Annotated in this window: 11 protein-coding genes and 1 tRNA gene; 8 read left to right on the top strand and 4 right to left on the bottom strand. The window is 68.6% G+C overall.

Going from position 1 to position 15,715, the window contains the following annotated elements; all coding sequences use genetic code 11:
* Positions 1–109: 109 nt before the first annotated feature.
* The 3 genes from ACIP98_RS00190 to ACIP98_RS00180 all read right to left on the bottom strand — a co-directional run bounded on the left by ACIP98_RS00190 (position 110) and on the right by ACIP98_RS00180 (position 4,703).
* Positions 110–2,578, bottom strand: a complete 2,469-nt coding sequence (locus ACIP98_RS00190; RefSeq protein WP_401972994.1) for a PA14 domain-containing protein — start codon at positions 2,576–2,578, stop codon at positions 110–112.
* Between the two features lie 819 nt (positions 2,579–3,397).
* A complete protein-coding gene (locus ACIP98_RS00185; protein ID WP_401972993.1) occupies positions 3,398–3,859 on the bottom strand; it encodes a DUF4260 domain-containing protein in 462 nt (153 codons plus the stop codon).
* Entirely contained in the window at positions 3,852–4,703 is an 852-nt protein-coding gene (locus tag ACIP98_RS00180; protein ID WP_401972992.1) for an alpha/beta fold hydrolase, read from the bottom strand. The genes ACIP98_RS00185 and ACIP98_RS00180 overlap by 8 nt, the downstream gene beginning before the upstream one ends.
* A 141-nt stretch (positions 4,704–4,844) precedes the next feature.
* Here ACIP98_RS00180 and ACIP98_RS00175 point away from each other — a divergent pair, with 141 nt between their 5' ends.
* Complete coding sequence (locus ACIP98_RS00175; protein WP_319663315.1) at positions 4,845–5,483, top strand: TetR/AcrR family transcriptional regulator; 639 nt, start codon at positions 4,845–4,847, stop codon at positions 5,481–5,483.
* A 589-nt stretch (positions 5,484–6,072) separates the two neighbouring features.
* On the top strand, positions 6,073–6,966 hold the full coding sequence (locus ACIP98_RS00170) for a hypothetical protein (protein WP_401972991.1): 894 nt from the start codon (positions 6,073–6,075) through the stop codon (positions 6,964–6,966).
* Between the two features lie 196 nt (positions 6,967–7,162).
* Here the strand turns inward: ACIP98_RS00170 and ACIP98_RS00165 are convergent.
* A tRNA-Leu gene (locus ACIP98_RS00165) sits at positions 7,163–7,246 on the bottom strand.
* A 363-nt stretch (positions 7,247–7,609) separates the two neighbouring features.
* Here ACIP98_RS00165 and ACIP98_RS00160 point away from each other — a divergent pair.
* The 6 genes from ACIP98_RS00160 to pknB all read left to right on the top strand — a co-directional run bounded on the left by ACIP98_RS00160 (position 7,610) and on the right by pknB (position 15,660).
* Positions 7,610–8,467, top strand: coding sequence for a DUF3662 and FHA domain-containing protein (locus ACIP98_RS00160; protein ID WP_319663318.1), 858 nt, complete (start codon positions 7,610–7,612; stop codon positions 8,465–8,467).
* Between the two features lie 10 nt (positions 8,468–8,477).
* Complete coding sequence (locus ACIP98_RS00155) at positions 8,478–8,999, top strand: FHA domain-containing protein (RefSeq protein WP_319663319.1); 522 nt, start codon at positions 8,478–8,480, stop codon at positions 8,997–8,999.
* A gap of 57 nt (positions 9,000–9,056) precedes the next feature.
* Positions 9,057–10,631, top strand: a complete 1,575-nt coding sequence (locus ACIP98_RS00150; RefSeq protein ID WP_319663438.1) for a PP2C family serine/threonine-protein phosphatase — start codon at positions 9,057–9,059, stop codon at positions 10,629–10,631.
* 28 nt (positions 10,632–10,659) lie between these two features.
* Complete coding sequence (locus ACIP98_RS00145; protein ID WP_319663320.1) at positions 10,660–12,048, top strand: FtsW/RodA/SpoVE family cell cycle protein; 1,389 nt, start codon at positions 10,660–10,662, stop codon at positions 12,046–12,048.
* Positions 12,045–13,508 (top strand): penicillin-binding protein 2, encoded by a 1,464-nt coding sequence (locus ACIP98_RS00140; protein WP_319663321.1) that lies wholly within the window; start codon positions 12,045–12,047, stop codon positions 13,506–13,508. The genes ACIP98_RS00145 and ACIP98_RS00140 overlap by 4 nt, the downstream gene beginning before the upstream one ends.
* Before the next feature lie 151 nt (positions 13,509–13,659).
* Complete coding sequence (gene pknB, locus ACIP98_RS00135; RefSeq protein ID WP_401972990.1) at positions 13,660–15,660, top strand: Stk1 family PASTA domain-containing Ser/Thr kinase; 2,001 nt, start codon at positions 13,660–13,662, stop codon at positions 15,658–15,660.
* Positions 15,661–15,715: the final 55 nt, after the last annotated feature.

Genomic DNA, 15,715 nt, shown 5'->3' with positions numbered 1-15,715 from the left:
GGGGACCGTGAGCAAGGTGACGGGGGAGTACTGCAAAAGGCCGCGGCCTGGAGAACGCGGCCTTCTGCTCCGGTGCGGGGCGATCAGCAGCGGGGACCGCCTACGGGGCTCACAGATCGACGCCGTGTGACCCCGCGCCGTGCGTCACGGCGGCGACTGTGCCGTCGGCGAGGACTCCGGTGATACGGAAGTAGGTCGTATCGCGCTGGGGCATCGGCACGTAGGACTTGTAAAGGGTGCTGCTCGCCGAGGTCGGGACGGTACGGAACCGTTCGTAGGCGCGGGTGGAGGGGTTCCACTTGTCCAGCTGGTATTCGGTGATGCCGGCGCAGAGGGCCGCGTCGTCACAGGTCCACTGTACGTATCCCAGCTCACTCACTGTGGTGGGGTTCACGATGGTGAGCGGGCCGGTGTCCTCGCCGCGGGCGTCGTCGGGCCTGTTGTCGGGTTCGGTGATGGTGACGGTGGGCGCGGACGCCCAGGCGATGTGGTTGTCCCAACGGTCCATCGCGGCAACAAAGAAGGTCACCGTTTCGCCGTCCGGGGGTCCCACGCAGAGCAGTGCGTTCGGCACATCCCTGCCGGGAAGCGTGAGCCCCGGTGTTGCGTCGTAGCACCCGGTGTTGTCGTAGTGGATGCTGCCGTCGGCCCGCCGGACGACGCGGGCGGCGACATAGCGCAGGCCGCTCTCGGCCGGGGTGTCCCAGCTCAGTACGACGCCGTCGGCACGAGGCGTGGCGGTCAGGCCGGTGAGCGCGGGCGGGGGAACGCGGTCGGGGGTCACCGTGACCGGAAGCGACATCGGGGACACGTTGCCCGCGGCATCGGAGACGACGGCGCCGTAGGTGTAGCTGGTTCCGTCGAACGCGGGCAGATCGTCCACGTGCCATGAGACCGACGGCGAGGCCGCCGACACCGTGGTGACGAGTTCGGGGTCGTCGCCGAGGGTGTCGCCGGTGGAGCGGTAGAGCTTGAGGGTGCCGCCGCCGCGCACCTCGTCGTCGCTCCCGCCAAGAGCCCAGTTGATCCGGAGGGAACTGGCGGTGCCCGATTCGTGGGTCACGGAGAGGACCGGCGCCGCCGGGGCGACGGTGTCGACCGGGGTGACCGTCAGGACGGGTGTGCCCTCCGACACGTTCCCGGCACGGTCGGTGACGCGGACCATGAAGTTGACCGGCTCGCCGTCTCGAAGCAGTCCGGTGCTGGTCCAGGTCGTCTTGTCCGTCACGACCCTGGGAGCGCCCCAGTCACCCCAAGCGGTCTGCCGGTAGACCCAGTAGTAGGCCCGGTCCATCTCCTTGCTGGGCGCCCAGGTGAGGGTGGCGGAGTCGGCACTCTCGTTGTAGACGACCTTGGCCCCGGTGGGTGCGAGGGGGGCGACGTGGTCCACAGACGCCGATGTCAGGGGCGCGTAGGCGAACTTGACGGCGGCGCTCCCGGTCCAGTTGACGTAGTCGACGCGCAGGGTGTGCGTGCCCTTGGGCATCGTCAGGTTGACCGTCTTGGAGACGGTGGAGGTCCCGTTCTTCCACAGGTCGATCTTCCGCACACCGTCGAGGTAGACGCGGATGCCGTCCTGGCCGGACGCGGAGAACGCGAAGGGACCCCCGGAGCCGAAGTCGCGGGTGATCTGCCAGCGCACGCCGAAGTTGTCCTTGCCGACGCCGGACACGGCGGGCGCGTTCCCGCCCCAGTTCTCGCTGATCGCGGTATCGGTGTCGGTGTACTTCGGGGTACCGGTGAGGCTGGTGTTGGCGAAGTACTGACGCAGGTACGCCGGGTTGCCGGCGACCGAGACGTCGGCCGTTCCCGCCGAGACGTTGCCCGACCTGTCGACCGCACGGACCTCGTACAGGTGGGTGGTCGTGCCGGCGGTGGTGTCGGTGAAGCCCGTACTGGTGACCGTGGCAATGGGGTTGCCGAAGGAGGCCTGGTCGGGCGTGCGGCGGTAGACGCGGTAACCGGCCACGTCCATCTCCTTGTTCGCCGACCAGCGCAGCACGTTCCGCTTCGTGTCGGCATTCCGGGCGATCGACGGCCCGGTCGGCGTGAGCGGCGCGACCCGGTCCACGGTTGCCCCGTTGCGCGGGGTGTAGGCGAACTTGACGGCGGCGTTCCCGGTCCAGTTGACGTAGTCGACCCGCAAGGTGTGCGTGCCCTTGGGGATCGTCAGGTTCACCGTCTTCGAGACGGTGGAGGTGCCGTTCTTCCACAGGTCGACCTTGCGTGCACCGTCGAGGTAGACGCGGATGCCGTCCTGACCGGACGCGGAGAACGCGAAGGGACCGCCCGAGCCGAAGTCGCGCTTCACGCTCCACCGGACACCGAAGTTGTCCTTGCCGACACCGGAGACCCCGGGCGAGTTGCCGCCCCAGTTCTCGTTGATCGCGGTGTCGCAGTCCGTACGTTTCACCGCACCCGAGAATCCGGTGTTCGCGAAGAATTGCCGGGTGTAGGCGTTCGTCGCACACGACGTCGCCGCCCCCGCCTGCGAGGTGGCCACCGCGACGAGACCGCCCGTCAGCGCGACCACCACCGCGGTCCCCGCTGCCAGACGGGATCTACCGACACTGCTCACTGAGTCCCCTTTTGGACACATGACCGCCCCGCGGACAGTCGTACGGGGTATGTGATCAACGAGAGCCGCATGGGGTTGTACGGCCAAGGGATTTTTTTGCTTTCGATAGCGGGGCGACAGGTGGCTGCGCCATTCACACCCTGTCGGAACAACACAGTAAATAGAACGTGTCTTTTCAGCGTCTCGGTGATGAATGAAAAGTGTCCGTCCATTGAGCTGGATCAGCGGCGAGTCGGTCAGCGCGGTGCGCGGTGACCGTCACGTGATCTTCCCGTCCTCGGCTCCGCCAGCCCTGCTGCGGCGGGGGCGGCAACTCGGGCTGCTCTGCTGCGAGGTGAGCAGTGACGGGCAGCCGCACGGCAGCGAAGGACCGCCACGCGCGGCTGGCGGCCATGCGTGTCCAGCGCAACCACCTCCCGGACGCGGACGTTGCGATCACAAAGCGTGTGGACTCCATGATCGCTACGCCCTGCACTCTGTCCCGCAGCGGAAGCCCCTAAGAAGCAGTCCACCGATGCGAGATGGCCCGTCGTCGCCAGGCCGGTACGGGCGAGAGGTACACGGAAGCTCTGCAGTACGTGCGGTTAGAGGTGCCCGAGCCCGATGAATTCGGCTGCTGTGAGGCGCTCGAGCACGTTGCCTTGGTGGTCCGGGAGCGGTTCGATCAGGGAGGGATGCCGGCGCTACTGGCGGAGCTGGAGGAGCTGGAGGAGCTGCGCGAGTGGAGATCCAGAACTGACCCCCTGCGGTTCTACGGGGGAGTCGGTTTCTGGATCTCCGTTGACATCAGTCAGCCGCCGGTGCGCGGTCGGCCCTGGTCTACCGGTGCTTGTCGGGGCCGTGGATGCCGAGGTGGGTGACGATGAAACTGTGGTCGTACTTGACCCCGTACTTGAGGACGCGGTCGAAGCCGAGATGGAACAGGCCGATGGCGCCGGTCACGATCAGTGAGTTGTGTTCCCATGTGGTGCCCGCGACGATCAGGGCGAGAGGCAGCGGTGCGGTGTGCATGAGGTTGTAGATCCAGGCGCCGACTTTCGGGCCGGCGAGGTAGGCGAACCAGGACAGGTCCGGGACGAGGAACAGCGCGGGAACCAGCCACCATGGTTCGTCGGTCGTAGCGAAGAGCACCAGTGCGGCGATGGCCCCGGCAAGACCTTCGACGCGCAGCCAGACCGCGGGCCGGCCGGTGACCACGCCGTGGAAGTCCCGGTCGTCGGCGTTCGGCCTGTGCGGGTTGTCCACGGTGGTTGCGGCCGGGACGTCAGTGAGCTCAGGCACGGGTGTTCTCCTGCAGGAACGAGGCGATCAGAGCCACCGTCTGCTCGGGAAACTGGTCGTGCGGGTAGTGACCGGCGCCGTCGACCATCGCGAGCCGGCCGATGCCGGCGGGCAGCGCCGCGACGATGGCCTCGCCCTCGGCCCGCGGGTCGGTCCAGTCGGGGTCGAGGGAGCCTTCGACGATCAGCACCGGGCAGCGCACATCGGCGAGCTTCGCCCCAGCGTCGGCCGGTGAGGTCTTGAGCATCGACTGGAGTGCCTTCATCCGGCCGGGCTCTCGCAGTTCGGCCGCTATGCGGGCCTGCCGCTCGGTCCAGTCGGCGGGCTTGCGGCCCGGGTAGGCGTGGTCGAGGTAGCCGAGCCACTGCGTCACGCTGCCCAGCATCGCGCCGGCCATCCGGTAGGCGCCCCGGCGGTACGACCTGTTGCCGAGGTCGCCGAGCTTCATCGCCTGGGCACGGGTGAACGGCGCGATCTCGACGACTCCGGTGATCAGGCCGGGCTCCCGAGCGGCAGCGATGGTGGCGGCGCCCCCGGCGATGGAGTGACCGATGAGCACGGCCGGGCCGCCGAGGTGACGGATCAGGGCGAGCAGGTCGCCGGCGATGTCGGTGCGGGAGTACGACGGCCACGCCGCGGCCGACTCGCCGCAGCCGCGCAGGTCGGCCGCGGCGACCCGGTATCCGGCCGCGACCAGCTGCGGCGTGACGAACCGGTAGGCCGCGCGGCTCTGCCCCATGCCGTGGGCGAGCACCACCAGCGGACCGTCACCGGCCACCTCGTATGCGATGCGACCGCCGTCGACGGTCAGGTAGTGGGTCTGCTGGCTGAGGGGCATGATCATGGTCGTCTCCTGGCGCGTTGCGATGAATCCGGATGCAAGATTGTTCCCCGGCCCAAAATTGCTTCCGGGTTCAACTCTGTACTCAGGTACAGTTACGGACTGGAGTACACTTGTCAAGTCGGAAGAGAGCAGATATCGATCATGAAGAACGGAACTTCAGCAACCCCCGAGTCGCCGCCGCAGGATCGCCGCGCACGTCAGCGGGAGCGGCGCCGCGCCGAGTTGTACGACGTCGCCCTGGCACTGTTCGTCGAGAAGACGTATGAGGGAACGACGATGGAGGACATCGCCGAGCGGGCAGACGTCGCCCGGACCACGGTCTTCAACCACTTCCCCCGCAAGGTCGCCTTCTTGCAGGAATGGGCCGTCCGCCGCCGCGAGAAGGCCATCGAAGCCGCCTACGCCGCAGGCCCGGACTCGTCCGCCCGGGAGATCCTGGTGCGGTACTTCACCGAGATGGGCCGGCTCAGCGACGCGTCCCGGCCGGAGAGCGTGGCCGTGATCCTCGGGTCGGTGCACTCGACGAACATCTGGCAGCGCTCGCCACTCGCCGTCGAGTTCGCCGGCATCATCAGCGGGGCACAGCAGAAAGGTGAGATCGACCCGGCCGTCAACGCGGACCGGGTGGGCCTGCTCCTGTCCTCGTCGTACTACGTCATCCTCACCGCCTGGGCCGCCGAAGAGCCGGCGCCCTTCGACCTCACCGCGGAGATGATCGGAACCGTCGACCTCATCCTCAACGGAGTCCTGCCCCGACGAGACAGAACCTCCAGCGGCTGAACGACTCGATCTCGGTGGTGATACCGCCGACGGAGGTTTCACCGGTGAGCACGGGCAGACCGCGTTCGTCCGAGCCGCTTGGAAGAAGTGCTCAGCGCGGTGGTCAAGGACGAGTGGCGCGACGGACGGGAACGCTGTCGCACAGGTGGGAGAGGTGCGACCGCTGACGCTGTCGGCCGATCTGGAACGCGCCGGGTGGCCCGCCACGTTGCTCGCCATGCGTCTGACGGTGCATCCGCACACGGATCCATCCCGACCTCGACGTCCGTGTCCGCGAGCTCCATCGGCACCTGATCCCGCTCGACCCGGTCCGCGGGGGCGTACGTGCCATCGACGCCGCTCGCGTGCGCACTCTGGCGCAGCGCCGGGTCGCGTAGGCCGGAGCACTCCGGGTCCGGTTCGACCTCGTCGACGACGTTCGAGGCTGACCGCGGCGGCGGTGGCACAGTTGGGGTAGAGGTACGGTGCCGGCGGCCCCGTGTGGAGGCCGCCGAACACCCAGACCATCAAGGCGACGTGGTGACCAACGGGTGAGCCGTCGGCGAGACCACCCACCGTCAGGGCTTTGGTCAAAGCCTGAGCCCTGACGGTGGCGCAGCATGCGCGCAGGTCTCACCACCACGGAACCGGACGGCGGCCCGCATACAACGGTTTGAAAACGATCTCCCGTCTCCAGGACCGGGGCTGCACGCCCGGCTACCGCGCGTACAACAACTCCGAACCCGCCGCCTGGCAGCTGCCTGTGAGAGCCCTGGGCTGCAAGCCGGTCTACGACTACCGCGTCGACCAACTCGGCAACCAGGGCGGAACACAAGGCGCGATCCTTGTCGAAGGCACCTGGTACTGCCCCTCCATGCCTCAGGCCCTCGTCGACGCCACCGGCGACCTGCACGCCGGGCGTATCGACCGCGAGACCTGGACCACGCGCATCGCCGCCCGCAAGCCCTACCGCCTCATGGCCAAAGAACGGGAAGACGCCGAAGGCCACCAGCGCATGATGTGCCCTGCCGAGGCCGGCAAGGTCCAGTGCCCCCTCAAGCCCCGCTCACTCGGCCGCGGCATCCAGCTCCCGCTCGTCGACCCCGAGCCCAGCCCCACCGGCCCCGTCAAGGTCTGCCGCCAGCGCGCCATCACACTCACCCCAGAAGAAGGGGCCAAGCACTGGCAGGCCCTGGACTACGGCGATGAACAGTGGCAGAAGATCTACTTCCGCCTGCGCAACAGCGTCGAAGGCTTCAACGGCTTCGCCAAGAGCCCGCTCGCCGAGGCCAACGAATCCTCACGATCCCGCCCCATCCGCGGCCTCGCCGCCCAGACCATCCTTCTTGTGTCCCAGATCGCCCACGCCAACAGATCACACGATGGCTGGACAGCCTGGCCCTCAACGGAGAACGACCCGTCAGGCGCACCAACCGCAGACGCAAGACCAAGCCCCTGGGCACCTGGACTCCGATCGGCCACTTGGCGTCCGCTATCTGAGTGACACGCATCACATACAGGACGCAGCCACGCAACAGAGCCCCCTCGTCGGCCACTGACGGCCGACGAGGGGGCTCTCGACGTGTGAGGGACGCAACGATCGGGCGGGCCGACCGGCCGATCCCTTGATCAACGCGAGAAACGGGCCCCGGTAGCGACTTTCGTCACTACCGGAGGCCCGTTTCGTCGGTACCTCACTGTGCGCGAGGGGGGAGTTGAACCCCCACGCCCTTTCGGGCACTGGAACCTGAATCCAGCGCGTCTGCCTATTCCGCCACCCGCGCATGGGTGCTGCCGTGAGATTCTGTCACACTCTGCGGGGCTTCCCGTTCGGTGCGTCAGCGCCTTCCGACACCCAGAACACTAGCACGCTGTTCAGGGTGGCTTCACATCCGTTTCCGGGCACCCCCACGGGGCGGGAACCGTCCGCTGTTGCGGGACACTGGCTTGAGGCGCCTCTACCATCCCTGTGGGGAAGCGGCAGCGGCCCCTGTGAGCGTTGACACCGGTCCCGCGGGGCCGATCGGGGAACCACCGGTTTTCCCGGTGCGTGGATACGATCAGTAAGCAGTACCGGAAGGATCGAAGGGGAAGGATCGCGGCGTGAGCCCGCGACAACCGCAGGGCCTTGAGGAAGGAGGTGCATCGTGGGAGTACTCAAGAAGTTCGAGCAGCGTCTCGAGGGCTTCGTGAACGGCACCTTCGCCAAGGTGTTCAAGTCCGAGGTCCAGCCCGTGGAGATCGCGGGCGCGCTGCAGCGCGAGTGCGACAACAACGCCACCATCTGGAACCGGGACCGCACGGTGGTCCCCAACGACTTCATCGTCGAGCTCAGCACCTCGGACTACGAGCGGCTGAGCCCGTACGCCATCCAGCTCGGCGACGAGCTGGCCGGCATGGTGCGCGACTACGCCAAGCAGCAGCGCTACACGTTCATGGGCCAGATCAAGGTCCATCTGGAGAAGGCCGACGACCTCGACACCGGTCTGTACCGGGTCCGCAGTCGCACGCTGGCCTCCAGCGAGTCCCAGCAGCAGTTCCAGCAGTCCCCCGCACCGGACCGGAACGCGCCCCAGGGCCGCGGTGGCTACGGCTACCCCCCGCAGGCCCCGCAGCGCCCCGCGGGGGCGCCCCCGATGCCCGCCGCACCGCCGCCCGGCGCGGCCGCCCCCGTGACCCGGCTCCCGGGCACCGGTACGGCCCCCGGTCACGGCGCCGGTGTGAACGTACGCCGCTGGATCGAGATCAACGGCAGCCGCCACCAGATCTCCCGGCCCACGCTCGTCCTCGGGCGCAGCACCGAGGCCGACGTGCGGGTCGACGACCCGGGTGTGTCCCGCCGGCACTGCGAGATCAGGGTCGGCACGCCCTCGACGGTCGTGGACCTCGGGTCCACGAACGGCATCGTGGTGGACGGGCAGCACACCCAGCGCGCTACGCTCCGCGACGGTTCACGGATCGTCGTGGGCAGTACCACCATCGTGTACCGGCAAGCCGAAGGGTGAAGCGGGGGCAATGTCAGAGCTGACCCTGACGGTCATGCGGTTGGGTTTCCTCGCCGTGCTGTGGCTGTTCGTCATCGTGGCCGTGCAGGTCATCCGGAGCGACCTGTTCGGAACCCGGGTGACGCAGCGCGCGGCCGGGCGCCGCGGCGACCAGACGCGACCGCCGCAGCAGCGGCAACAGCAGCCACAGGCGGCGGCCCAGCGGCAGCAGCCGCAGAACAACCGGGCCCGTCGCGGGGCACCGACCAAGCTCGTGGTCGCCGAGGGCTCGCTGGCGGGAACCACCGTCGCGCTCCAGGGCCAGACCATCACGCTCGGCCGGGCCCACGACTCCACGATCGTGCTCGACGACGACTACGCGTCCAGCCGGCATGCCAGGATCTACCCGGACCGGGACGGCAACTGGATCGTCGAGGACCTGGGATCCACCAACGGGACCTACCTGGAACGGAACCGGCTGACCACGCCGACCCCGATTCCGCTCGGTGCCCCGATCCGCATCGGCAAGACCGTCATCGAGCTGCGGAAGTAGTCGCACAATGGGCGAGCACAGCCAGCGAGCGCGAGCGAGAGGGTGGGCAGCGTGCGGATGTACCCGGAGCCGACGGGCGAGGTGCGCATGACTCTGTCGCTGCGCTTCGCCGCCGGCTCGCACAAGGGAATGATCCGGGAGGGCAACGAGGACTCCGGCTACGCCGGCCCGCGGCTGCTCGCCATTGCCGACGGCATGGGCGGCCAGGCCGCCGGTGAAGTCGCCTCGTCCGAGGTGATCTCCACCCTCGTCACACTCGACGACGACGTCCCCGGCTCGGACATCCTCACCTCGCTCGCCACCGCCGTGCAGCGGGCCAACGACCAGCTGCGCGTCATGGTCGAGGAGGACCCCCAGCTGGAGGGCATGGGCACCACGCTCACCGCCCTGCTCTGGACCGGCCAGCGGCTCGGCCTGGTGCACGTCGGCGACTCGCGCGCGTATCTGCTGCGCGACGGCGTGCTCACCCAGATCACCCAGGACCACACCTGGGTGCAGCGGCTGGTCGACGAGGGCCGGATCACCGAGGAGGAGGCCGGCACGCACCCGCAGCGCTCGCTGCTGATGCGCGCGCTCGACGGCCGCGGCCAGGTCGAGCCCGACCTGTCCATCCGCGAGGTCCGGGCCGGCGACCGGTACCTGATCTGCTCGGACGGCCTGTCCGGCGTCGTCAGCCACCAGACGCTGGAGGACACCCTCGCCGGCTACCAGGCGCCCGCCGAGACCGTGCAGGAGCTGATCCAGCTCGCCCTGCGCGGCGGCGGCCCCGACAACATCACCTGCATCGTCGCCGACGTCCTGGACATCGACGACGGCGACACCCTGGCCGTGCAACTGCACGACACCCCGGTCGTCGTGGGCGCCGTCGCCGACAGCCGGCACCACATCCCGGTGACCGACCCGCGCCACCTGCAGACCCCGGCCGGCCGCGCCTCAGAGCTCGGCCGCCCGCCGGCCCCGGAGGGCTCCTTCGGCCCGCCCGGCAGCGCCGACCCCGCGGCCGGGGCGCCCATGGGCAGCTTCGGCGCCTTCGAGGGCGAGGAACTCGACAAGCCGGTGAAGTCGCGCCGGTGGCTCAAGCGGTCCCTCGTGCTGCTGGTCGCCCTCGGCGTCGTCGGCGGTGGCCTGTACGGCGCGTACCGTTGGACCCAGACGCAGTACTACGTCGGGGTCAAGGACGATCACGCGGCGATCTACCAGGGCATCGAGCAGAAGCTGGCCTGGGTCAACCTGTCGAAGGTCCACGAGGACCGCCCTGGCATCGAACTCAAGTACCTACCGCAGAACCAGCGGAAGTACGTGACGGCCACCATCGCCGCCGGCGACCTGGCCGACGCCCGCAAGACCGCCGACGAGCTGGAGCACCAGGCCAAGGTCTGCCAGACCAAGGAGTCCCTGGACAAGGCCCGCGTCAACGCGGCCGACGCCGCCAGGAAGAACCAGCAGAAGGGCGCGGGCACCGCCTCCGGAAAGGCCACGGGCAACCCCTCGGGCTCCCCGACCCCCGGCCGCACCACCGCGACCCCGCCCCCCAGCAGCCCGTCCCCGGGCGCGACCACCAGTCCGTCGACCAGCCCCACCCTCACCGCCGAGGACCAGGCGCTGGCCGAGCAGTGCCCCACGGGCAGCTAGCAGTCTGCAGGAGGGCCGTCAGTCCAGCATGAGCGTTGTCACGAACACCACGACCATCACATCCGTCGGCGCGCCGAGCCGTCGCAACACAGAGCTGGCGCTTCTCGCCTTCGCGGTGCTGATCCCGGTCTTCGCGTACGCGAACGTGGGCCTGGCGAAGAACGGCTCGCTGCCCGCGGGCATGCTCGCCTACGGGCTCGGTCTGGGTGCGATCGCCGTTGTCGCGCACCTTGTGGTGCGCAAGTTCGCCCCGTACGCCGACCCCCTGATGCTGCCGATCGCCACGCTGCTCAACGGTCTGGGCCTGGTCTTCATCTGGCGCCTGGACCAGGAGCCGTCGCTGCCCGGCGGTTCCTCGGCGCCCACGCAGCTGATGTGGTCGACGCTGGGGGTCGCGTTCTTCCTGGGCGTGCTGATCTTCCTCAAGGACCACCGCATCCTGCAGCGCTACACCTACATCTCGATGGTGGTCGCGCTCGTCCTGCTGATCCTCCCGGTCTTCTTCAAGCCCGTCTACGGCGCCCGGATCTGGATCACCGTCGGCGGCATGTCGATCCAGCCGGGTGAGTTCGTGAAGATCATCATCGCGGTGTTCTTCGCCGGCTACCTGATGGTCAAGCGGGACGCGCTCGCGCTCGCCAGCCGCCGCTTCATGGGCATGTACCTGCCGCGCGGTCGGGACCTCGGCCCGATCCTGGTGATCTGGGCGCTCAGCATCCTGATCCTGGTCTTCGAGACCGACCTGGGCACCTCGCTGCTCTTCTTCGGCCTCTTCGTGATCATGCTGTACGTCGCCACCGAGCGCACCAGCTGGATCGTGTTCGGTCTGCTGCTGTCCGTGGGCGGCGCCGTGGTGGTCGCCAGCTTCGAACCGCACGTCCACAGCCGTGTGCAGGACTGGCTCAACCCGTTCCGCACCCTCGAGGCCGGCCAGGGTGCCAGCCAGCCCGCCCAGGCCATGTGGGCCTTCGGCTCCGGCGGCCTGTTCGGTTCCGGTCTCGGCCAGGGGTACTCACGGCTCATCGGCTTCGCGGCCAAGAGCGACTACATCTTCGCCACCGTCGGCGAGGAACTGGGCCTGGCGGGCCTGATGGCGATACTGCTGCTCTACGCACTCCTGGTGGAGCGCGGCGCCCGCACCGCCCTCGCCGCCCGCGACCCCTTCGGCAAGCTGCTGGCGATCGGCCTGTCCGGCGCCTTCGCGCTCCAGGTGTTCGTGGTGGCCGGCGGTGTCACCGGTCTCATCCCGCTGACCGGTATGACCATGCCGTTCCTGGCCCAGGGTGGTTCCTCCGTGATCGCCAACTGGGCGCTGGTGGCCATCCTGCTGAGAATCAGCGACACCGCGCGCCGCCCGGCGCCGACCCCCGCCTCGTCCCCCGATGCCGAGCCGACCCAGGTGGTGCGCGTCCAGTGAACAAGCCCCTGCGACGAGTGGCCATCTTCTGCGGACTGCTCGTACTCGCCCTCCTGATCAGAGTGAACTACGTCCAGTTCGTGAAGGCCGACGAACTCAGGACCGACACCAACAACCGCCGGGTGGCGATCAACCAGTACGCCACCCCGCGCGGCGACATACTCGTCGACGGCAAGGCCGTGACCGGTCACGCCGAGACCAACGGCAGCGACTTCCAGTACAAGGCGACCTTCAAGGACGGCCCGCTGTGGGCGCCGGTCACCGGCTACGCGTCCCAGGCCTTCGGTTCCACCCAGCTGGAGTCGATCTACGACTCGATCCTCACCGGCGACGACGACCGGCTCTTCTTCAAGCGCACCGTCGACATCCTGTCCGGCAAGCAGAAGCAGGGCGGCGACGTCGTCACGACGCTGAATGCCAAGGCGCAGAAGGCCGCTTTCGAGGGCCTGGGCAAGAAGAAGGGCGCGGTCGCCGCGATCGACCCGAGGACCGGCGCCATCCTGGCGCTGGCCAGCACGCCGTCGTACGACCCGTCCTCCTTCGCCGGCAACTCGAAGAAGGACGCCAAGGCCTGGAGCTCGCTGCTGAAGGCGAACAACCCGGACGAGCCGATGCTGAACCGGGCGCTGCGCCAGACGTACCCGCCGGGCTCGACCTTCAAGGTGGTCACGGCGGCCGCGGCGTTGGAGAACGGGCTGTACAGCAACATCGACGACCCGACGGACTCGCCGGTCCCCTACATCCTCCCGGACACCAACCACCAGGAGCTGAAGAACGAGGGGCCCATCCCCTGCAAGAACGCCACGCTCCGGGTGGCCCTGCAGGTCTCGTGCAACTCGGTCTTCGGCAAGATCGGCGCCGACCTCGGCCGCGACAAGATGGTCGACGAGGCCCAGAAGTTCGGCTTCAACCAGGAGATCTTCATCCCGGTCCGCACCGCGGCGAGCAACATCTCCAAGACCATGGACAAGCCGCAGACCGCGCTGTCGTCCATCGGCCAGTTCGAGACCGCCGCCACGCCTCTGCAGATGGCGATGGTGGCCTCCGCGATCGCGAACGACGGCACGCTGATGCAGCCCTACATGGTGAGCAAGCTGCAGGCTCCGAACAACGCCGTGATCGAGCAGACCAAGCCCAAGGAGTTCTCCCAGCCGCTGAGCGCGGAGAACGCCCAGAAGCTCCAGCAGATGATGGAGACCGTCGTCAGCGACGGCACGGGCAAGAACGCACAGATCCCCGGCGTCACCGTGGGTGGCAAGACCGGTACCGCCCAGCACGGCGTCGACAACAGCGAGAGTCCCTACGCGTGGTTCATCTCATACGCCAAGACGGACTCCGGTTCGCCGGTGGCGGTCGCCGTCGTCGTCGAGGACGCGAGCGCGAACCGCGGCGACATCTCCGGTGGAGGTTTCGCGGCCCCGATCGCCAAGAGCGTCATGGAGGCCGTGCTGAACAAGTGATGCCGGTCACGCCGTATCTCTGTATGTGCGCTAAAACGCACGTCGCGATACCGGTCGTATATCGGCTACCGGCCAGGGCCGGGATCGGTACGCGGCGGCGGGTACGGTATGCCCGAGCAGCCACACGGACGGTTTAGGAAGGGCAAGCGCTATGGAAGAGCCGCGTCGCCTCGGCGGCCGGTACGAGCTGGGCTCGGTGCTCGGCCGCGGTGGCATGGCCGAGGTGTACATCGCCCATGACACCCGGCTCGGCCGCACCGTCGCCGTGAAGACGCTCCGGGTGGATCTCGCCCGCGACCCGTCCTTCCAAGCCCGGTTCCGCCGTGAGGCCCAATCGGCCGCCTCGCTGAACCACCCGTCGATCGTCGCGGTGTACGACACCGGCGAGGACTACGTCGACGGGGTCTCCATCCCGTACATCGTCATGGAGTACGTGGACGGGTCCACCCTGCGCGAGCTGCTGCACTCCGGCCGCAAGCTGCTGCCCGAGCGCTCGCTCGAGATGACGGTCGGCATCCTGCAGGCGCTGGAGTACAGCCACCGCTCCGGCATCGTGCACCGCGACATCAAGCCCGCGAACGTCATGCTGACGCGGCAGGGCCAGGTCAAGGTCATGGACTTCGGCATCGCCCGCGCCATGGGCGACTCCGGCATGACGATGACGCAGACCGCGGCCGTCATCGGCACCGCGCAGTACCTCTCACCGGAGCAGGCCAAGGGCGAGACCGTCGACGCCCGTTCCGACCTGTACTCCGCCGGCTGCCTGCTGTACGAGCTGCTGACCGTGCGGCCGCCCTTCGTGGGCGACTCCCCGGTCGCGGTGGCGTACCAGCACGTCCGGGAGGAGCCGCAGCCGCCGAGCGTGTACGACCCCGAGGTCAGCCCCGAGATGGACGCCATCGTCCTCAAGGCGCTCACCAAGGACCCGGACTACCGCTACCAGTCCGCCGACGAGATGCGCGCCGACATCGAGGCCTGCCTCGACGGCCAGCCCGTCGGCGCCACGGTCGCCCTCGGCGCCGTGGGCTACGGCGGCGGTTACGGCGGCTACGGGCACGACGCCGCCACCACGGCCATGCCCCCTCAGCACGACGCCGGCACCTCGATGCTGCCGCCCATGCGCGACGACGACGGCGGCTTCGGCTACGACCAGCAGCAGCCCGGCGGCGGTGGCCGGCGCAAGCCCAAGAAGAGCAACACCTCGACCATCCTGCTCGTCGTCGCGGCCGTCCTGGTCCTCATCGGCGCGATCTTCATGGGCAAGGCGCTCTTCTCCGGGAACGGCAGCGGGGGCGACACGGTCTCCGTTCCGGCGTTCGTCGGCGTGACCAAGGCCGAGGCCGAGACCAAGGCGAAGAACGCGAACCTCACGATCGCCTTCGGCGAGACCGTCTTCTGCGACGACCAGCCCAAGGGCAAGGTCTGCAAGCAGTCGGACGCGCCCAACACGGAGATCCCCAAGGATCAGACGGTCACCCTGAACCTCTCCAAGGGCGCCGCGAAGATCGACGTCCCTGACGTCACCGGGGACAAGTTCGAGGACGCCGAGCAGGAGCTCAAGCAGGCGGGCTTCGAGGTCGACAAGCAGTCCCAGACCTCCGACAAGGAGGAGGGGACCGTCCTCAAGCAGGACCCGGACGGCGGCGAGCAGCGCGCCAAGGGCGCGACGATCACGCTGACCGTGGCGGTGGCCCCCCAAGAGGTCACGATCAAGGACGTGAGCAACAAGTCCAAGGACGAGGCCACGCAGATCCTCAAGGCGGACGGTCTCCAGGTGACCACCAAGGATGAGGAGTCTCCCGACCACGCCCAAGGCACCGTCATCAGGACGGAGCCGGGCGCCGGGAGCACGGTCAAGGCGGGCGACACCGTCACCCTGGTGATCGCGAAGCCCCCGTCCACCAACGCGATCGAGGACCTCCGCAATCAGACCGTCGGCCAGGTGAGGGGCATGGCCGCCGAGCTGGGACTGAACCTGGTCGTCATCCCCGGTGAGCAGACGGGGAACGACAACGCCGTCGTCCAGAACCAGAACCCGCAAGCAGGCACCCAGATGAAGCCCGGCGACACCCTGACGGTGATCGTTCAGGACCCGAACGGCGGCGGGAACAACGGCGGCGGAGGCTTCATCGGCGGAGGCGGAGGCGGCTGACCGCCGACGCCGCATGGCGAGAGCAAAGGCAGCAAAGGGAAGGGGCCCCGACATC

It is taken from the genome of Streptomyces sp. NPDC088354, assembly GCF_044753585.1.
Taxonomy (GTDB): Bacteria; Actinomycetota; Actinomycetes; order Streptomycetales; family Streptomycetaceae; genus Actinacidiphila.
Note: the sequence above shows the minus strand (reverse complement) of the source record. Positions and strands in the feature narration are given on the sequence as shown.